The organism is Plesiomonas sp. ZOR0011 (assembly GCF_000800945.1).
Classification (GTDB): domain Bacteria; phylum Pseudomonadota; class Gammaproteobacteria; order Enterobacterales; family CAMTGL01; genus Plesiomonas; species Plesiomonas shigelloides.
The window spans coordinates 93,941-111,124 of the sequence record NZ_JRKB01000073.1; the positions used below are offsets into that span (position 1 = coordinate 93,941).

Annotated in this window: 24 protein-coding genes; 15 read left to right on the forward strand and 9 right to left on the reverse strand. The window is 51.5% G+C overall.

The features are described 5' to 3' along the window. Positions 1 to 79: 79 nt before the first annotated feature. Positions 80 to 724, reverse strand: coding sequence for a uridine kinase (gene udk, locus L975_RS13800; protein WP_010863906.1), 645 nt, complete (start codon positions 722 to 724; stop codon positions 80 to 82). A gap of 84 nt (positions 725 to 808) precedes the next feature. Further along, on the reverse strand, positions 809 to 1,921 hold the full coding sequence (gene apbC / locus L975_RS13805; RefSeq protein WP_010863907.1) for an iron-sulfur cluster carrier protein ApbC: 1,113 nt from the start codon (positions 1,919 to 1,921) through the stop codon (positions 809 to 811). A 265-nt stretch (positions 1,922 to 2,186) separates the two neighbouring features. Here apbC and metG point away from each other — a divergent pair, with 265 nt between their 5' ends. Beyond that, positions 2,187 to 4,232 carry a methionine--tRNA ligase gene (gene metG / locus L975_RS13810; protein WP_047709055.1) on the forward strand — a complete coding sequence of 682 codons (2,046 nt, stop codon included), beginning with the start codon at positions 2,187 to 2,189 and terminating at the stop codon, positions 4,230 to 4,232. Positions 4,233 to 4,340: 108 nt separating this feature from the next. Here metG and L975_RS13815 read toward each other — a convergent pair whose 3' ends face one another. The 7 genes from L975_RS13815 to L975_RS13845 all read right to left on the reverse strand — a co-directional run bounded on the left by L975_RS13815 (position 4,341) and on the right by L975_RS13845 (position 9,081). Continuing rightward, complete coding sequence (locus L975_RS13815; RefSeq protein WP_039044860.1) at positions 4,341 to 5,303, reverse strand: D-2-hydroxyacid dehydrogenase; 963 nt, start codon at positions 5,301 to 5,303, stop codon at positions 4,341 to 4,343. Positions 5,304 to 5,494: 191 nt separating this feature from the next. Then, positions 5,495 to 6,028 (reverse strand): [NiFe]-hydrogenase assembly chaperone HybE, encoded by a 534-nt coding sequence (gene hybE / locus L975_RS13820; protein ID WP_010863910.1) that lies wholly within the window; start codon positions 6,026 to 6,028, stop codon positions 5,495 to 5,497. Positions 6,029 to 6,058: 30 nt separating this feature from the next. Next, positions 6,059 to 6,259, reverse strand: a complete 201-nt coding sequence (locus L975_RS13825) for a rubredoxin (protein WP_010863911.1) — start codon at positions 6,257 to 6,259, stop codon at positions 6,059 to 6,061. Next, positions 6,252 to 7,112, reverse strand: a complete 861-nt coding sequence (locus tag L975_RS13830; protein ID WP_047709056.1) for a hydrogenase expression/formation protein — start codon at positions 7,110 to 7,112, stop codon at positions 6,252 to 6,254. Before L975_RS13830 ends, L975_RS13825 begins: the two co-directional genes overlap by 8 nt. Continuing rightward, positions 7,105 to 7,539, reverse strand: a complete 435-nt coding sequence (locus L975_RS13835) for a hypothetical protein (protein ID WP_047709057.1) — start codon at positions 7,537 to 7,539, stop codon at positions 7,105 to 7,107. The genes L975_RS13830 and L975_RS13835 overlap by 8 nt, the downstream gene beginning before the upstream one ends. Further along, positions 7,526 to 8,167, reverse strand: a complete 642-nt coding sequence (hyaD, locus tag L975_RS13840) for a hydrogenase 1 maturation protease (protein WP_072033075.1) — start codon at positions 8,165 to 8,167, stop codon at positions 7,526 to 7,528. The genes L975_RS13835 and hyaD overlap by 14 nt, the downstream gene beginning before the upstream one ends. Positions 8,168 to 8,436: 269 nt before the next feature. Beyond that, complete coding sequence (locus L975_RS13845) at positions 8,437 to 9,081, reverse strand: S24 family peptidase (protein WP_218185603.1); 645 nt, start codon at positions 9,079 to 9,081, stop codon at positions 8,437 to 8,439. 193 nt (positions 9,082 to 9,274) lie between these two features. Here L975_RS13845 and L975_RS13850 point away from each other — a divergent pair, with 193 nt between their 5' ends. From L975_RS13850 to L975_RS13915, 14 genes are all read left to right on the forward strand, one after another. Then, positions 9,275 to 9,511: a helix-turn-helix transcriptional regulator gene (locus L975_RS13850; protein ID WP_047709058.1), complete on the forward strand. Its 237-nt coding sequence runs from the start codon at positions 9,275 to 9,277 to the stop codon at positions 9,509 to 9,511. Positions 9,512 to 9,522: 11 nt separating this feature from the next. Continuing rightward, the gene (locus L975_RS13855; RefSeq protein ID WP_047709059.1) at positions 9,523 to 11,535 is read left to right on the forward strand and encodes a transposase domain-containing protein; all 2,013 of its coding nucleotides are present in this window, start codon (positions 9,523 to 9,525) and stop codon (positions 11,533 to 11,535) included. A gap of 47 nt (positions 11,536 to 11,582) precedes the next feature. After that, complete coding sequence (locus tag L975_RS13860) at positions 11,583 to 12,530, forward strand: AAA family ATPase (protein WP_230400818.1); 948 nt, start codon at positions 11,583 to 11,585, stop codon at positions 12,528 to 12,530. Between the two features lie 66 nt (positions 12,531 to 12,596). Beyond that, positions 12,597 to 12,968, forward strand: a complete 372-nt coding sequence (locus tag L975_RS17340; RefSeq protein WP_052181485.1) for a hypothetical protein — start codon at positions 12,597 to 12,599, stop codon at positions 12,966 to 12,968. Then, positions 12,965 to 13,282 carry a hypothetical protein gene (locus L975_RS13870; protein WP_047709061.1) on the forward strand — a complete coding sequence of 106 codons (318 nt, stop codon included), beginning with the start codon at positions 12,965 to 12,967 and terminating at the stop codon, positions 13,280 to 13,282. Before L975_RS17340 ends, L975_RS13870 begins: the two co-directional genes overlap by 4 nt. Continuing rightward, positions 13,272 to 13,901 (forward strand): DUF3164 family protein, encoded by a 630-nt coding sequence (locus tag L975_RS13875; protein WP_047709062.1) that lies wholly within the window; start codon positions 13,272 to 13,274, stop codon positions 13,899 to 13,901. The genes L975_RS13870 and L975_RS13875 overlap by 11 nt, the downstream gene beginning before the upstream one ends. 7 nt (positions 13,902 to 13,908) lie before the next feature. Beyond that, entirely contained in the window at positions 13,909 to 14,298 is a 390-nt protein-coding gene (locus L975_RS13880) for a hypothetical protein (protein WP_156121219.1), read from the forward strand. Next, the gene (locus L975_RS13885; protein ID WP_047709064.1) at positions 14,288 to 14,563 is read left to right on the forward strand and encodes a hypothetical protein; all 276 of its coding nucleotides are present in this window, start codon (positions 14,288 to 14,290) and stop codon (positions 14,561 to 14,563) included. Before L975_RS13880 ends, L975_RS13885 begins: the two co-directional genes overlap by 11 nt. Beyond that, on the forward strand, positions 14,553 to 14,822 hold the full coding sequence (locus L975_RS13890) for an ANR family transcriptional regulator (protein ID WP_072033076.1): 270 nt from the start codon (positions 14,553 to 14,555) through the stop codon (positions 14,820 to 14,822). Before L975_RS13885 ends, L975_RS13890 begins: the two co-directional genes overlap by 11 nt. Continuing rightward, positions 14,819 to 15,319: a hypothetical protein gene (locus tag L975_RS13895; RefSeq protein ID WP_047709065.1), complete on the forward strand. Its 501-nt coding sequence runs from the start codon at positions 14,819 to 14,821 to the stop codon at positions 15,317 to 15,319. The genes L975_RS13890 and L975_RS13895 overlap by 4 nt, the downstream gene beginning before the upstream one ends. Further along, positions 15,285 to 15,512 carry a hypothetical protein gene (locus L975_RS17720; RefSeq protein WP_047709066.1) on the forward strand — a complete coding sequence of 76 codons (228 nt, stop codon included), beginning with the start codon at positions 15,285 to 15,287 and terminating at the stop codon, positions 15,510 to 15,512. The genes L975_RS13895 and L975_RS17720 overlap by 35 nt, the downstream gene beginning before the upstream one ends. Then, complete coding sequence (locus tag L975_RS13905) at positions 15,487 to 16,146, forward strand: gp16 family protein (protein WP_218185604.1); 660 nt, start codon at positions 15,487 to 15,489, stop codon at positions 16,144 to 16,146. Before L975_RS17720 ends, L975_RS13905 begins: the two co-directional genes overlap by 26 nt. Positions 16,147 to 16,264: 118 nt before the next feature. After that, a complete protein-coding gene (locus L975_RS13910) occupies positions 16,265 to 16,684 on the forward strand; it encodes a Mor transcription activator family protein (RefSeq protein WP_047709067.1) in 420 nt (139 codons plus the stop codon). Further along, positions 16,684 to 17,148 (forward strand): hypothetical protein, encoded by a 465-nt coding sequence (locus tag L975_RS13915; RefSeq protein ID WP_047709068.1) that lies wholly within the window; start codon positions 16,684 to 16,686, stop codon positions 17,146 to 17,148. The genes L975_RS13910 and L975_RS13915 overlap by 1 nt, the downstream gene beginning before the upstream one ends. Positions 17,149 to 17,184 lie beyond the last annotated feature (36 nt).

Genomic DNA, 17,184 nt, shown 5'->3' on the forward strand with positions numbered 1-17,184 from the left:
TATCGACATGTCTAATGCGGTTTCAAACGCGATAACCTCGATACCGTTGCCGCGCACTATCTTGTTATCATCGTCAGGCTTAGTCGCTCAACATCTGAGTGATTTTGGCCTTGAGAATATCGATCGCAATCCGGTTTTTGCCGCCACGCGGTACAATGATGTCAGCGTACTGCTTGGATGGCTCGATAAATTGCAAGAACATTGGACGCACGGTTTTCTGATACTGCTCGAGAACCGATTCCATCGTCCGGCCACGCTCAGTTACGTCACGCTTCACACGGCGCAGCAGACAGATATCCAATGGAGTATCGATGAAAATCGAGGCATGCATTTCGCCGCGCAGGCGTGCATCCGTCAACAACAGAATCCCTTCCAGAATAATGACCTTCTTCGGCTCGAAGTGGATAGTTTCCTGCTTACGGGTATGTTCAACATAGCTGTACTGAGGAATTTCTACCGCTTCGCCACGCTGTAACATCTGCAAATGCTGCAGCAGCAAATCGTGGTCCATGGCTTTTGGGTGGTCATAGTTGGTCTTGACCCGCTCTTCCATGGCCAGATGGCTCTGATCTTTGTAATAGCAGTCTTCAGAGATCACGCCGATCTGAGCGTCTCCCAGCTGTTCGCACAGCTCACGGTAAATAGTGCTAGCAATAAGACTCTTACCTGACGCCGAAGCGCCCGCAATACCGATGATGAGACACTGCTGAGATTGTTCTGTCATATGAAAAGCTCTGATTACTCTGGTGGCGTGAAAATAAACCTTATGATTATAAGAAATTTGACCCTTATCACGCCAGCGTTGTTTTTAACTTATGTTACGAACTGCAATCTCTGTGGCGATTGATTCGCCAGACCAGTACATTTTGGCGGCAATTTTGGCGGCCAACTGGCGATAAATCAGAGCAAACTCACTTTCTGGTGCGGCCACGACGGTCGGAGTGCCGTTATCCAAATCTTCCCGCAAGCGAATATGCAGGGGAATTTGTGCCAGCAGTTCAGCGTGATATTTCTCCGCTAAGCGTGCTGCGCCGCCGGTACCAAAAATCGCTTCATGGTGACCACACTGACTGCAAATATGCATGCTCATGTTTTCCACCAAGCCGAGCACCGGCACATGCACTTTTTCAAACATGGCGATGCCTTTGGCCGCATCCAGCAAGGCCACATCTTGCGGCGTCGTCACCACCAGTGCTGCGGTTACCGGTGTTTGCTGAGATAAGGTCAGCTGAATATCCCCGGTACCCGGCGGCATATCGATCACCAGATAATCCAGATCTGGCCACCAGGTTTCATTCAGCAGTTGCCCCAGCGCGCGGCTAGCCATCGGCCCACGCCAAATCGTGGCGCTATCTTGATCGACCAAATAACCGATAGAGTTCGCCACAATACCGTGCGCACTGACCGGCACCATATGCTGACCATCGGGCGAGGTTGGACGCTGATCTTCACTGCCGAGCATCAAGGGAATCGATGGACCGTAGATATCAGCATCCAACAAACCGACTTTGGCGCCTTCGGCGGCCAGCGCCAATGCCAGATTGACGGAGGTGCTGGATTTGCCCACCCCGCCCTTACCGGAGCTCACCGCGATGATATTTTTGACGCCTTTAACGCCAGGCTGCTCATTCGCGCGTTTCAAGGTTGCGATTTGGTATTCCAGTACCCAGCGCACCTGACGCACGTCAGGCAATTGCAGCAACGCCGCATCAATGGCTTGTTGCAGAGCAATAAAGCCACTTTGCCACGCAAACGGCATTTGTAAGCGCACGGTCAGCTCGCCGCGACGCAATGAAGCTTGCTTAAGGGCATTCAGGGTGCTGAGTGGTTGTTGCAGTGTTGGGTGAGAAAAACCATCCAACAGCGGTAATACTTGCGCACTCAGATCAGTTTCGGAGCTAAAAAGTGATTTGAGACCCATCCCGTGTTCTCCTTTTTTGTTTGTCCGCTATCCCTGTTGGCCGTAATGGCGTGTGGTGTGCTCGCGTGGTTTGAAGCCACGCATCGACACCGTCATGACCACAGGGGATCGTCGGATCGGGTTTTGTTCTCATGACCGCCCAAGGTTGGGCGAATTTGACCGGCAAATCAACCCCATTGATTGCAGGGTGGTAGCGGTGTGCCGGATGATGGGGTAACATCACGGGATCCGTAAATCCAATGACAAGACAGCAGAACTAACCATTATGTCTCAAGATGCTAAGGCTCCTTCAGCGAGAAAACTTCTGGTAACGTGCGCTCTGCCGTACGCTAACGGCTCTATCCACCTCGGCCATATGCTGGAACACATTCAGGCAGATATCTGGGTTCGTTTCCAGCGCATGCGCGGCCATGAGGCTTATTTTGTCTGCGCTGATGACGCGCACGGCACGCCTATCATGCTGAAAGCCCAGCAGATGGGGATTGCACCGGAGCAGATGATTGCTGATGTGAGCGCCGAGCATCAGGCCGATTTCGCGGGCTTCAATATCAGCTTCGATAACTACCACTCTACGCACAGCGATGAAAACCGTGAATTAGCTAGCCTGATTTATGGCCGCCTGAAAGAAAACGGTTTTATCAAGAGTCGCACTATTTCCCAGCTGTTCGACCCAGAAAAGAGCATGTTCTTGCCTGATCGCTTCGTAAAAGGCACCTGTCCGAAGTGTAAAGCCGAAGATCAGTATGGCGATAACTGCGAAGTGTGTGGTGCAACCTATAGCCCAACCGAGCTGATTAACCCACGCTCAGCGGTATCCGGTGCCACTCCGGTGATGAAGGAAACCGAACACTTCTTCTTCGACCTGCCCTCTTTTGAAGGCATGCTGAAAGCGTGGATCCGCTCTGGCTCCCTGCAAGATGAAGTGGCGAACAAGATGCAGGAATGGTTTGAGTCTGGCCTGCAGCAGTGGGATATCACCCGTGATGCGCCATACTTCGGCTTCGAGATTCCTGATGCGCCGGGCAAATATTTCTACGTTTGGCTGGATGCGCCAATCGGCTACATGGGTTCATTCAAGAACCTGTGCGACAAGCGTGGCGACATCAACTTTGATGATTTCTGGAAAACCGACTCTGAGGCCGAGCTGTATCACTTCATCGGCAAAGACATCGTGTACTTCCACAGCCTGTTCTGGCCAGCAATGCTGGACGGCAGCCAATTCCGCAAGCCGACCAACGTCTTCGTGCATGGTTATGTGACCGTAAACGGTGCCAAGATGTCTAAGTCACGCGGCACCTTTATCAAAGCCGGTACTTACCTCAAGCACTTAGACCCTGATTGCCTGCGTTACTACTACGCCGCCAAGCTGTCTGCTCGTATCGACGATCTGGATTTGAATCTGGATGACTTCGTACAGCGTGTGAACGCCGATATCGTGAATAAGCTGGTTAACTTGGCTTCCCGTAACGCCGGTTTCATCACTAAGCGTTTTGACGGTAAACTGGCCGACATGCTGGCTGATGCCGCGCTGTATCAGGAATTTACCGCTGCCGCTGAGCTGATTGCCCAAGCCTACGAGAGCCGCGAATACGGTAAAGCCATTCGTGAAATCATGGCGCTGGCTGACAAAGCTAACCGCTATGTTGACGAACAAGCTCCGTGGGTGGTGGCGAAGCAAGAAGGCCGCGATGCCGACCTGCAAGCCATCTGCTCAATGGGTATCAATCTGTTCCGTGTGCTGATGACTTACCTCAAGCCTGTCATGCCACAGCTGAGCGAGCGCGCGGAAGCGTTCTTAAACAGCGAACTGACATGGGATGCGATCGCCACGCCACTGCTGGGCCATCAGGTCAATCCATTCAAAGCGCTGTTCAGTCGTATCGATACGGACAAAGTGAATGCTATGATTGAAGAGTCCAAAGAAGAGGCTGCAGCGGCTATGCCAGCGAAAGAGCCAACTGAACTGGATAAAAACCCAATCAGCGAAACCATCAGCATTGATGACTTCAGCAAAGTGGATCTGCGTGTTGCACTGATTGCGAAAGCAGAATCTGTGCCTGAAGCCGACAAACTGGTTAAGCTGACGCTGGATCTGGGCGGTGAAACCCGTCAGGTATTTGCCGGTATCAAAGCCGCGTACAAGCCAGAAGATCTGGAAGGTCGTATGACCGTAATGGTCGCTAACTTAGCGCCACGTAAAATGCGCTTCGGTCTGTCTGAAGGGATGGTTCTGGCTGCCGGTGCCGGTGGTAGCGATCTGTTCATTCTGAGCCCAGATAGCGGTGCCAAACCAGGCCAGCGCGTTAAGTAATCGCCTGTTAATTAATTGCTGTTAACTAAGCTGTTAATTAAGTAACGCTGAACAAAAAGAGCACGCATTGCGTGCTCTTTTTACTGGTGTGGATTGCATATCGCTTTTTTATAGCGTCACCACATTTTGTGGCTTACGCGCCACATAGGCTTCGATATTGTGTACCACCTGCGCCAACACTTCACGAATTGCCGAATCTGACGCCCACGCCACATGCGGTGTGATCAGTAAGTTGTTACGCTGCGCGGCAGCCACGAGCAGTGGATGATCCGCTTTCGGCGGCTCTTCGCTGAGCACGTCCAACGCTGCACCACCTAAGCGACCACTGTCCAACGCTCGCAGTAACGCCGCTTCGTCTACCAACGCACCTCGGCCGGTATTGATTAAGAGCGCCCCCGCCTTCATCGCACTGAGCGTCTTATCATTCATTAACTTGGCGGTTTGTTCGGTAAGCGGACAATGCAATGACAACACATCCGCCTGTGCCAGCACATCGCTAAACGCAGTGTAACCTTCACGCACGAACTCAGCATCTGGCCGCTCGGCATACAGCACCTGCATGCCCACCGCATGCGCTAACGCGCCGGTTGCGCGCCCTAAAGAGCCTCGCCCCACAATCCCTAATGTGCTGCCACGCACATCGGTAATCGGATAGTTAAACGCACAAAACTGACGGCTGCTCGCCCAACGTTTTTGCTTCTGATCGGCTATCCAACCTGCCAAATTGCGCTTCAGGGCAAAAATGAAACTCAGCACATGTTCAGGCACGGTCACTTGCGCATAGTCACGCACATTGCACACCGTAATACCGTGCGCGCTAGCGGCGGCCAAATCGATATTGTTTATGCCGGTAGCAGAAATGGCCACCATCTTCAGGCGCGGCGCTAAAGACAATGCCTCGGCATCCAGCATCACTTTATTGGTGATGATGATATCCGCATCGCCGATACGCTCGGGTAATTTGCTTTTAGGGGTATAGGAGTACTCATGCCACTGATGAGGCACTGCCGGACGAGGGATTTCAATATCGGCAGGGAAGGTTTCACGATCCAGAAAAACAATATTCAGCATGATGTTCAGCCATGATGGGGTGTGATCGCTAATCAGCGAGAAGCAACCGTGCTAGCGGTTTCTCGCTGATGCCATGGAGCCTATCCTAATCGGCTAAATACTGACTCTCCATACTTGAGTATCCGCAATAGGATAGGCGCATAATGTAGCGATCAAATCACAGTTGACTCAACTTGCAAATAACGCGGTGATCAGTTTGCGCTGCCGAGCAAAAATAACCGGCGACGCTGCAGATCCATTCCCTCTTCGGACACGGGGAACAGCTGACGAATCACCTCTTCCCCCGTGGCTCTGGCCGCCATATGACTTTCAAACAAGCGCATGTCTGAAAAGAGCGAGCTTTGCCAAAATGCGCCCGTCACCCCAACCGAGGAGGCCACAAACGGGAACCAACCTTGTGGTAAAGGATACTGCGACTCACTGCCTTTGCTGGCGTGGATACAACCCGCTTCACACGCGGGGATCAACAGCAGGTTCATGCTCCAAGGCGTCAGCATCATTCCACGCCAGAAATGCTGCCAGCGACCGACACCAATCAGCTCAATTTGAATTTGCCGATTAATAAATGGGATATCCTGCATCGATTTTTCATAAACCTGTCGGTATGCCTGCTCAAAAATACTGGCAGGGTTGGATTCATACCATCGCAGATTTTCATCATATACAGAGCGGTGTTCCGGACGACATAACTGTGCTTGGCTTTGCTTACCCAGTTCCTGAAACATGATCACTCCTTAAACTTGGTCCACCTCGGGTTATTCCTGCAACAAAAGAAACTGTGATTTAGGATTGTCACATTCCGGGCAACACCAGTGCTCAGGGAGCGCGCTAAACGCCGTCCCGGGAGGGATTTGCCAGACCGGGTCACCCCGCTCAGGGTGATACACCCAACCACAAATCTTGCACTCCAGCTGCGCGGAAGGCGTTAGCGCCTTGCGGTAACTGCCCTCAAACATGTGTCAGCTCCTTAAACCACAGATATGTATCACGCAGACGCTGGGCAGAATCTTCAATATCCTCCACCGACGCCAGTGCGACCTCTGGTATACAGCTCACTTCATATGTTTCCAGCAAAATGCCTTTTAATCCGTTCAAACAACGAATGTTCCAGACATTTTTCAGTCCGGTGGAAACAATCAAACTTTCTCCGTAGCCACGCGTACGGATACGCACGTTACCTTGTCCAGCGGTGTCAGCCAAGAAACTGCGATCATCATCGGTCAACGGTAAAGACGTTAGATTAATCACATGAGCCGGCTGTGGCGCTTTCCCTGCTTGGGATAACAGCTCATGGGCCAACGGCAACGCATTCATCAACTGACGCTGTCCAATCGGCGGCAATAACGCCGACTCGTGCGCATAAAGTTGCGCATGATAACAGACACAGGCCGGAATGGGACAAATCTCAATGCGATCGGCCACTCTCTGACCATGCTGGATTTCCCACACGCGCCAAAACCCACAAAAGATAGACTCCTGAATCTGGATTTCAGTCGTTTCATTCACCTGCACGACGATGGAGACTTCCCCTTCCCCGAGTAACACATCAAGAAAATGGCGGTTGTTATCATCCAGAGCGGTGACATCTGCCACAGGATAATGCACCGGATCGCCCTGATAATCTGTGCACTTGCCCAGCAAATATTCAATTAGTTGCAGAGCCTCTGTCACGTTGTGGTACTGCTCTAACGTTGCCATTGGCGGTTCGCTCGCTACCCCCACCGTAATCGGCAACGGGTTCATGGCAAAATCCGGATCATCTGGCTGGGAGCCTGGCCCGAGCAGGTGAAAATAGGTGTTGTCAGACATGTGAGATGTTTCCAATCTGAATGATGTCTTGCGCTGCAGGCTGTAGCAGCGCATGAAATTGATGGATGATCTCGCCCCAACCATGTACGCCGCACACTGCGCCCAGATAATGTCCGTGCGCAAAGACCAGCACGGCAGGACGCTTGAGGATCTGATACTGATCCGAGAGCAATTCGCTGTTTTCCAAATCGGCAGTGGCAATTTGCCAATTAAGGTGAGCAAACTCCGCCAATACCTCCGGAATGATCACGACGTTGTCTGACACTTCCGGTACAGTCACCGGATCGGTGCTCAACAGCACTGCAACATACTCCTGACCTGCCACCCATGCATTGAGTGAATCGGCCGTGATCGGATGCATGCCGCGCTGCATCATGCGCTGCCATAAGGTGGCAAAATGCGTTAACGCCGCCTCAGAGTAACGCATGCTTACGCTCCTCGTTCGGTGCGGTTTGAGGCTCAGCTTGCGGCGCTTGATACGGCGGCAAGCTGTATTGACGCGGACGCTCGCCTTCGTATTTTTCCATCGCTAAGCTGGCATCATTCAAGCGGCGCTGCGTCGTGGCTGGTTTGACCGGCACTTGCCAACGCGCTAACCAACCTAACGCTTGTTGCACCGCGGGCTCCAGTTGCGCCTTGACCGGCTCGGTCAAGCTACCACCGTAGTCATCCAGCAATACCGGCTGCACGCCAATCAGCACCACATGCTCTGGATAGGTATCTTTGATTTCCGCCAACGCCAACACTTCCGAGAAGCTGCTTTGGTGCAAACTCATTTTCTTGGCGCTGAGGTAGGCTGGGATCGCCCGACCTTCGTAGGTGTGCAACGAGGCCGGCTCATGGCCAAAATCAATGGCATCCAAGATGATGAGATGCGTGGCTCTGGCCACGTATTGCAGCAGGTTATAACCTTGCGTACCGCCGTCGACCACTTCCACATAGTCAGGCAAATCATACTCGGCATAAATTTTCTCTGCCGCCCGCACGCCGAATCCTTCATCGGCCCACAGAATGTTGCCCAGCCCCATAATCACAACCTGTTGCTGTGTCGTCATTCTGGATTTCCCTGTTTATCGGTTGTAAGGACTCTATTGAATTGATCACTAGGTAAGACTTAGGGAATAAGTGGGAATACTGGGAAGTAAGTGGGATCCAAAGTCAGACTTGGCGCGGCCTGAAGAGCAACTGACATTCTTCAGGCCGTATTCATTTAGGTGTTTGGAAAAATGATCAATACATCAATGAACAACTGGAAACGGCTAGTGATTTGATCAACAGCATTTTCAGAAACGACACATTTAAAACCGATTTAAATCTGCTTCATTCACTCTCCAACGTCATGCGATATGTGAACCACTTGGCCGATGATCTCAAAGGTGTGCTGCTGGTCTTTAGGCACTTCGATCGGCTGATAGTGTTTGTTGTCGCTGAGCAGTAGCCAGGCGTTCGGCAAGACCTGTAGTCGCTTAACCCATAGCTGGTCAGCATTACGCACAACGTAGATGTGACCGTCCACAGGACGCGTTCTGCCGAGGTGTACAACGAGCGTATCGTTGTTGCTTATGGTCGGCTCCATGCTGTCGCCTTTGCTCCAGACGATGGCTAATTCTTTTTCATTAAACCCGCGCCACCTAAGCCATTTACGCCTAAACGCTAAATGCCTGCACGGTTCGCAGTCAGTCTGCGTGATTGTGCCGTGTCCTGCTGATACTTGGACGCGGTAACCAGGTATTAAAGCGAACTCTTCTAGAAACTTGTTTTCATAAACGGGTTCCGGTTCATTCAGCGCCTGTGGCCTTTCTAAATCCTCATCGACGCTATACCAGTACTCAATGCCTGGTCCTTTGACTCCTTCCTGTTTTCGCCACTTCCAACCCTCTCTCTTCGCTTTCTTGTGTATGCCTTGTGGTGTGCTTGGCATTCCTGGTAACTCGGAGAGCTCCTTGGCCGTCATCCATTCGTTTCTCAAAACACCCTCTTTAGGAAACTGAGTTTCCGAAAAACATTTATAGTTTCTTTAGTTATATATCAATGGCTTATCAATTTCTTGATGGAAACCATTGAGAAACAGCTTGATGTTAACAGGTTTCTGAATAAACTGATTACAGAAACTGATTACAGAAATTGATAACTGATGGTAATTCAGAAGTGAGGTAAACGAAATGGAAACTGAAATCAGAGCTAGCGATTGGCACCGTTCTGATGTGATTTCAGCCCTCAAAAAGCGGGGTACGAATCTATCTAGGTTGTCACGTGAGAACGGCCTTGGCAGTCAAACGCTGTACAACGCATTGATGCGTCCATGGCCAAAAGGCGAAGGGATTATCTCTGCTGCTATTGGTGTGCCAAAAGAAGAGATCTGGCCATCACGTTATCCGTCACTGAAAGAAGCTGTATGAGGAGCACCTCCATGGAGTGGTTTTCAGTCACAGACGTTGTTGGTTTGCCAGGTCTTCCAGGTACTCCTCAAGGCGTTAGAAAAATGGCCAAGAGTCAAGGATGGGAATCTCGCCGCAAGGAAGGTGTTCAGGGTAAAGCGTTTGAGTTTTCTGTTTCGTGTTTGCCTACAGCAGCCCAAGCCGCGCTGCTGCGTAAGAGCGGCAAAGTTCAGATTGGTGGCATGACATTGGATCTGCCTAAGCCTAAAGCACCACGTTATTGCAAAGAGCAGTTGTGGGCGCGTTGGGGTAAGGCAAATGAAAAGGCCCATGAAAAAGCGAAGGCTCGGGTTGCTGCTGTGCAGGCTGTGCATGCGTTAGTTCAGAACGGCAGTTCGTTGATGGATGCGTATAAGCACATTTCTGACGAGTTCGCGATTGCTCTGCCCACTCTGCGCCGTTATTGCGCTGCGGTTAAGGGCTTTGAGTCTAGCGATTGGTTGGCGGTGTTGCTGCCGAAGCATCAGGAATCGGCCACGGCTAATCGTGTTGCGAAGTTGGCTCCGGTCAGTGCTGAGGCGTGGGAGTACTTCAAGGCGGATTACTTGCGTAATGAGCGGCCAAACGCCAGCAGTTGCTATGACCGTTTGTGTTTGGCTGCCCGTGAGTACGGCTGGTCTGTTCCGAGTTTAGACAGCTTGATGCGCCGTTTGGGGTTAGAGGTTTCAACCGCTCAACGCGTGATGCTGCGTGACGGTGAACATGCGTTGATGCAGCTCTATCCACCGCAAGAGCGAACCATTGCTGAATTGGATGCAATGAGCTGGTTAAACGGCGATGGATACCAACACAACGTGTTTGTGAAGTGGTTCAACGGTGAAATTCTGCGCCCAAAAACATGGGTTTGGCAGGACGTTTACAGCCGGAAGATTGTGGCATGGCGTACTGATGTTAGTGAGAACACCGACAGCATTCGCCTGAGCTTAATGGATGCGTGCAGCAAGTACGGTATTCCGCGCGAAATCACTATCGATAACACGCGTGCTGCGGCCAACAAGTGGATGACCGGCGGTGTGCCAAACCGCTATCGCTTCAAGGTTAAAGAGGATGACCCGCTCGGGATCATTCCGATGCTGGGCATTGAGCTGCACTGGACAAGTGTGCTGCTGGGGAAAGGTCATGGTCAAGCGAAGCCGGTTGAACGTGCGTTCGGCGTGGGTGGCCTTGATGAAATGATCGATAAGCATCCGCTGTTAGCGGGTTGCTACACCGGCCCTAACCCGATGGCGAAGCCGGACAATTATGGTGAACGGGCGGCTGATGCGGCGGAGTTCATGCGGATCATTGCTGAGGGTGTGGCGCTGTACAACAGCAAGGTTGGCCGTGAAACAGAAGCCTGTGGCGGTGTAATGAGCTTTGACCAGGCATTTGAAAACAGCTATCGCCAAGCGTCTATCCGTAAAGCTACTGATGCTCAACTGACGTTGATGCTGCTGCAGGCTGAAGCAACCCGCGTTAGCAAGCACGGCACTATCAAGCTGGAGTCTGGCGGCAGTATTGAGAAGCGCAGTAACCGCTATTACCACCCTGATTTGGCGCAGTATGCCGACCAAAAAGTGGTCGCGCGGTTCGACCCACAGCGACTGCATGAAACGGTACTCGTTACCACATTGAACGGCCTGCATATCTGCGAAGCGGAGTGCATGGAGAAAGTCGCGTTCGGCGATACCCAACAGGCCCGTGAACACAAACGCAAACGTACTCAATTCGTTAAAGCCAATAAAGCAGCAGCTCTGGCTAAGAAAGGCATGTCTGCATTGGAGGCTGCGGCGCTGTTACCGAGCATCACTGATGAAGAGGTTCCAGAGGCCAAGGTTGTTGAGATGGTACGCCCGATGATGCAAGGCAATGCGGCAGTAGCGCTGCAGCCACGCACTGAACTGAGTACGCAAACCGCTGAGCCAGCGACAGTGATCGACTATGAATCACGCTACCAAGCGAATGTTGCAACGCTCGCTGAGCAGTTAAAGAAAAACAGCCTGTAACTGGCATTTAAACCGTATTGGCCAATTGGCCCGAAAAGGAGTTTTCCATGACTACAACTTCAATGACAAACGTGGTGTCTCTCGTGAATAACACGGCAGCGGAGCCACTGGAACGCGCTAAAGCTTTGCTTGAATCCGGTGCGGTAACGCAGGCGGATATGGCTAAAGAGATCGGCGTTAGCCCTACTACGATTAACCAGTTGGTTAAAGGGACATACTCGGCTAACCCTACCGCCATGCTGCAAAAGATTGCTAACTGGCTGAACTCCCGTGACCAGCGTAGCTGCGCCCCGAAAGACCCCGGCTTCGTGCTGACAGAAACGGCACGTCAGATTGCTGCTGATATGACGTATGCGCATGTGACCCAAAGTATCGCGGTTATCCACGGTGCGTCAGGTGTTGGTAAGACACAAGCGCTGCTGGAGTACCAACGCAAAAACAACAATGTCTGGTTAATCACGGCTAGCCCGAGCCGCGCCACGATGACCGAGTGTCTGTATGAGTTGGCGATGGAGCTGGGTATGGAGAACGCGCCGCGCTTGCGTGGCCCTCTGGCTCGTGCACTGCGTCGCAAGCTGCGTAATACCAATGGCCTGATTGTTGTTGATGAAGCCGACCACCTTGATCGCCCAACACTTGAAGAGCTGCGCATTCTGCAAGAGGAAGTCGGCGTGGGCATGGTGTTGGTGGGTAACTCTCGTGTTTACACCCAGCTGACCGGTGGCCAGCGCAGTGAAGACTTCGCCCGTCTGTATTCCCGTATTGCTAAAAAACGCGCGCTGACCAAGTGCAAAAAAGCCGATGTGATGGCGATTGCTGATGCGTGGTCGGTGACGGGCAGTGATGAGCGTGCACTGCTGCTGAAAATCAGTGAGCGCCCAGGTGGTCTGCGGATGGTGAGCAAAGTACTGAAACTGGCGGTGATGTACTCCGTGGGTGAGCCACTGAATGAAGGTGATTTGCGCCATGCCTTCAAAGAGCTGGAAGGCGAGTAAAGACAGGCAGCGGGTTGCCTCTACTGGCAACCCTGAACCAATACCGAGAACAGCAAGGAATCCACTATGAACGGAAGTATGAACGGCAATGTGAATCACCAGGCGCTGAAGTCTGCCCTGTTCAGCTCAGTGAAAGAGCTTCGTCGTATGGGCTGCCATGTGTTGAAAGTTACCCGCACTCCGGCGCGTCCGGTCATCGAAATTGAGTTTCCCAGCCAAGTGCTGTGTGACCGTGCCGTTGAGATTGATACCACTATCGAGGGCATCAAGCGCCGCGTTATGGCGACGCGTTTGGATTGCGGTTCGATGGTGTTTTGGGCGGAGCGTTATGCCGTGGCGAACGCTCATGACTATCAGGATGACGGCGCAGAGTTCGCAGCAGCTCTGTACCTCGACTCTAAGCAAGCTCCAGTCTTCGGCATAAGGAAGTGGCTATGAATTATTTATGCAAAACGTGCCAGCGGTATTTGCCTGCTGTGCTGGATATAAAGCCGTTTGCACCAGGCGACAAGGTGACGTTCTCACGCGCTAGCCTGCGTGGCCGTGGTCGGATTCACATTTCAAGTTGCAATGGCGTTGTGCTGGAAATTTCAGGGAACAGCGCTGTGGTGAAAGTTAGGGGAAAACCAGAGCCGGTATCACTCAGCCGACTGCAGCATAAAGACATGCCCAGTTCGCTTGGTATCTCATTCACCGGTTTGTGCGAATGCAACATCTCTCAATCTCGTAAGGAACATGACAATGACAAATGAAACCCAAACCACAACAGCACCAGAGCATGAAATGCGCACGAATTCGCTGGGTCATTTGGTGCCGGTGCACCTGATTAAGCCGATTGATCTGCTGCGTGATGAAGTGGTGATGGAGCTGATTGCAATGGGCCATCAGCAACAGGAGTTGATGCTGGCGTGCAAGCAGGCCATGCAAAAGCGGATTGTCGATTTTCTCGACCTGAGTGCCAGCGAATATGACGTTACGTGGGGTGGCGCTAAGGGGAATGTGACGCTGCTTTCGTTTGACGGCAAGTACAAGATTGAACGCGCCATTGGCGAGCACCGTGTTTTCAACGAACGCATTCAGGCGGCGAAAGCAAAAATTGATGCGTGCATCGAGCGTTGGTCACCAGGTTCAAGCGCGGAGATTCGTGCGCTGGTTGACCATGCGTTTCGGGTTGGTAAGCAGGGCCGCATTGATGTGAATCAGGTTCTCTCTCTGCGCCAGCTGGCAATTGATGACCCAGAGTGGATGGAGGCGATGCAGGCGTGTGCAGACGCTATCACGGCGGTGAGTAAGACCGAATATATCCGCCTTTATGAGCGCCTGCCGTCAGGCAAGTACACGGCGATTTCTTTGGACTGGGCAAAGCTGTGAGGTGGTTATGAAAATGACAAGTATGACCCCTGAGTTTTTTCAGCAGCTTATGTTGGCCACCTTGCTAGCAGATCGTTGTGATGAAAACGGGACTGACTATGAAGAATCTCACTACGAGCATGGCGTACGTGATGCTCTGCAATGGGTTGCTGGTTTGGTAAATGCAACACCACATAACCCTGATGAATACAAAGATTTGTCTATGCCACTGGACGATGCCGAGGCGTTTCTTGCAGAGCGCGGAGGAATGGCAATGCGGCGGGTGTGGAATGAGCTTGATGTTAAAAGCGTCTGCAAAACTCTGGGGCCAACGTGCAAAGGGTGTCCTGATTGTGGGCCGGTGATGGGTGATGCCACCTACCAAGAGATGTTCGGTCATCAGCACGATGGAGTTTGAAACGCGCTATGGCCCGCTGTACCTCACCCGTCACGCGATGCAGCGTTGGGTTGAGCGTACCGGTCGCAGCGAATTGGAAATGTTGGGGGCCTTGTCTCGCGCAAGGCGTCCAAGCAAAAGCCAGCTGCGGCGGATTCGGCAGCGTGAAGCGGGATGGAATCCGCGCCGAATCCTCGAATGTGACCTTGCGTATTTCATTCTCAAGAATGGCTCTGTGGTCACCGTTTATGAAAAGAACAATATGGAGTTACATCATGGAAATTGAAGTGCTGAACACCCCGCAATCTGAATACGCATCACTGTCTACTGAGGCTGCCTTACTGGAGCGTGAAGGCCGCTACACGATGGCACAAAACGTGTGGCTGATGGCTAGCAAGGTGGCCAAGAACGCGGCTAATCACGAGTGGGCCATTCGCCGTGCGGCGCTGTGCCAAACCTGTGTTATTCGCTTTGGCGCTGATGCTGCAGTGGACGGTTGTGCTAACGGCGTTGGTGCCGTTCGTGACGTTGCAGAGGTGGCATGATGACTATCAGCAAAGAGCAATGGAAGGCGATTCAAACTCGGTTAAAAGAATTTGTGGTGCATTTGGAGTTTAGCCTGAGCGGTCATGCCATTACGATTCAGCGTGTACGCAAGAGCGAAAACACAACCGCGTTGGCGGTATACATTGACCACAAAATCAAAGGTGATTGGGTCGGTAGACTTGATGAAATTTCACCTGACGATGCGTTTATTAACGGTGTGGTGAAGCAAGTTTGGCATCACAGGTTTGTCGCTTTTTATAACAGAAAAGAAATTCAGCAATTGGAGAAAGTAAAAAAACGCATTGGTGTTAAGCGCTTCAAAGAGCTGTATTCCACGACAGACCCTAAAACGCTCGGATTTACATACCTTACGCCCTATTTTGGATCCTCTGCCGTTTTGGTGCGGCAGTTTAAAAAGATTGAGGGGTTGCAGTTAGTGACTGAGTTGCAGGAGGTGGCCGATGAAACTCAGCCCCTATCGCCGCAACTTAGTTGATTATGTAAAGGCTAATGGCCCACGGGTTTTGGTTAGTGGGTCAAAGAAGCCGGTGATGATGACCGATGAGCAAGCAATGCAATGGCTTGATGACCGTGTTCCAAAGTGGCGAGATGGACGACCACCGGCAGTTAAGCGTATCTGGGTCGAAACACTGAGTGAGGAAGATGATGATGAACATGACGCAAAATAAACCCCAGCGCGCCGATGTGACTCGCTTTCTGAAGTTGGTGCAGGTTGGTCGCCGTGAGTTGGGAATGACGGAGGATGATTACCGGTCATTGCTGGAGCGTGTTACAGGCTCACGTTCTGCGAAAGGGTTAAGTGCAAAAAAGCTGGACGATGTGGTGCAGGAAATGAAACGTCTTGGCTTTGTGGTCAGAGTATCGAAGTCTCGCCGCCACTCGCCGCCGAGCTCTGCACGCGTTCGCGCCCCAGAGGTACGCAAGATTCGCGCTATCTGGATTTGCATGCACCATGATGGGTTTGTGCGGAACGGTTCAGAGGATGCGTTGAACGGTTACATCAAGCGCATGACGGCTCGCAATAATGGTGGTGCTGGTATCGAGCGCGCTGAGTGGTTGACATCAGAGCAGGCGTATCAGGTTCTGGAAGCTCTGAAAAAATGGCACGTTCGGTTGATGTCAGAGGTTATATTGAAACGCGGAGATGTGCTGCCAGAGTCGCGTTCGTATCAGTCTAAGGCGATGCCAGGGTATGATTTGATTCGTCTGGTGTATGAGAATCCAGGTTGGCGACCAGGCATGAAGTTGCTTTTAAATGGGGTAATAATTAATCCTGATAAACAACCTGATGCATCTCAATAATAGTGACTTTAAAGGCCCCGTAAGGGGCCTTTTCATTGATAGCGTAGATCTGGTGCTGTATGATCTTTAACACTCAGTCACTGCTGGGTATTTATTTATCTGGCGTCAGGAGGGATGTATGGAGACAGACGAGCAGACCATTGATATGTTCGGTGAGCAGCTCAATAGCAGCATGCTTAGCGATACAATTAATATCATAGAAAATGAAAAGTCAGCCCGTTGGCCTGAAACTATGCGGGAGCTTTACGATCTGTTTTCATGCACCGTAGAAAAGCATGGTGGATCTCCTGAGCTGGCGTTAGTCATGCTATCAGAACTGTGCCGAGTGTACGGCGGACTGCAGTTTTATTTGCCACGAGGCAAGACGCTGCAAAACACGATTCGTGATTTGCGGGTGTGGCAGGAGTTTAACGGTAACAATTCCTTTGAGCTGGCGCAGAAGTTCGATGTTACGCAGCGGGAAATCTGGCGCATTACCGCGCGTATGCGTTCATTTGAGACCCGCCGCCGCCAGCCTGACATGTTTGGAGATAGCTGATGAAACGGATTATTTATAGTACTTTATTTTTTTGCTCACTGCTCTCCGGTGGCGTTAACGCTGAACCTATTGATGTGGTGAAACAAAGCTTTGAGGCTTCACACATTGTAGAGTCTGACTGGATGCAGCTAGGTGATTACCAACAGGCAAGTGTCTCAGACTCGTATCGCCATCTTCAGGTGAAATTAAACCCTACAGACGGCATTGTGAAAGCTGAGTTTACTGAGAGTGAAAAAGACCCATTGTTTATGGCTGAAGGCTATTGCTGGCGATTGGCGGCGTTATCACCAATTGAGCAATCTAGTGATTGGTCATCCATTTCACCAGACGAGAAAGCGTTGTCAGATGTATACTCTGGCGACATAAAAAATGGCGAGATGAAAAAGGCTGTAATTAAGGGGTGGGAATTCACACGAAGTAGAAATAAAAACACAATATACTGTTCAGTTAAAAAGGGAGCTTAGGCTCCCTTTCCATTTTTAGATGAAAAATCACATTAC

Coding starts and splice junctions, on each gene's coding strand:
- udk (WP_010863906.1), bottom strand. CDS start 724: ATGACAGAACAATCTCAGCAGTGTCTCATCATCGGTATTGCGGGCGCT.
- apbC (WP_010863907.1), bottom strand. CDS start 1,921: ATGGGTCTCAAATCACTTTTTAGCTCCGAAACTGATCTGAGTGCGCAA.
- metG (WP_047709055.1), top strand. CDS start 2,187: ATGTCTCAAGATGCTAAGGCTCCTTCAGCGAGAAAACTTCTGGTAACG.
- L975_RS13815 (WP_039044860.1), bottom strand. CDS start 5,303: ATGCTGAATATTGTTTTTCTGGATCGTGAAACCTTCCCTGCCGATATT.
- hybE (WP_010863910.1), bottom strand. CDS start 6,028: ATGTTTCAGGAACTGGGTAAGCAAAGCCAAGCACAGTTATGTCGTCCG.
- L975_RS13825 (WP_010863911.1), bottom strand. CDS start 6,259: ATGTTTGAGGGCAGTTACCGCAAGGCGCTAACGCCTTCCGCGCAGCTG.
- L975_RS13830 (WP_047709056.1), bottom strand. CDS start 7,112: ATGTCTGACAACACCTATTTTCACCTGCTCGGGCCAGGCTCCCAGCCA.
- L975_RS13835 (WP_047709057.1), bottom strand. CDS start 7,539: ATGCGTTACTCTGAGGCGGCGTTAACGCATTTTGCCACCTTATGGCAG.
- hyaD (WP_072033075.1), bottom strand. CDS start 8,167: ATGACGACACAGCAACAGGTTGTGATTATGGGGCTGGGCAACATTCTG.
- L975_RS13850 (WP_047709058.1), top strand. CDS start 9,275: ATGGAAACTGAAATCAGAGCTAGCGATTGGCACCGTTCTGATGTGATT.
- L975_RS13855 (WP_047709059.1), top strand. CDS start 9,523: ATGGAGTGGTTTTCAGTCACAGACGTTGTTGGTTTGCCAGGTCTTCCA.
- L975_RS13860 (WP_230400818.1), top strand. CDS start 11,583: ATGACTACAACTTCAATGACAAACGTGGTGTCTCTCGTGAATAACACG.
- L975_RS17340 (WP_052181485.1), top strand. CDS start 12,597: ATGAACGGAAGTATGAACGGCAATGTGAATCACCAGGCGCTGAAGTCT.
- L975_RS13870 (WP_047709061.1), top strand. CDS start 12,965: ATGAATTATTTATGCAAAACGTGCCAGCGGTATTTGCCTGCTGTGCTG.
- L975_RS13875 (WP_047709062.1), top strand. CDS start 13,272: ATGACAAATGAAACCCAAACCACAACAGCACCAGAGCATGAAATGCGC.
- L975_RS13880 (WP_156121219.1), top strand. CDS start 13,909: ATGAAAATGACAAGTATGACCCCTGAGTTTTTTCAGCAGCTTATGTTG.
- L975_RS13885 (WP_047709064.1), top strand. CDS start 14,288: ATGGAGTTTGAAACGCGCTATGGCCCGCTGTACCTCACCCGTCACGCG.
- L975_RS13890 (WP_072033076.1), top strand. CDS start 14,553: ATGGAAATTGAAGTGCTGAACACCCCGCAATCTGAATACGCATCACTG.
- L975_RS13895 (WP_047709065.1), top strand. CDS start 14,819: ATGATGACTATCAGCAAAGAGCAATGGAAGGCGATTCAAACTCGGTTA.
- L975_RS17720 (WP_047709066.1), top strand. CDS start 15,285: ATGAAACTCAGCCCCTATCGCCGCAACTTAGTTGATTATGTAAAGGCT.
- L975_RS13905 (WP_218185604.1), top strand. CDS start 15,487: ATGATGATGAACATGACGCAAAATAAACCCCAGCGCGCCGATGTGACT.
- L975_RS13910 (WP_047709067.1), top strand. CDS start 16,265: ATGGAGACAGACGAGCAGACCATTGATATGTTCGGTGAGCAGCTCAAT.
- L975_RS13915 (WP_047709068.1), top strand. CDS start 16,684: ATGAAACGGATTATTTATAGTACTTTATTTTTTTGCTCACTGCTCTCC.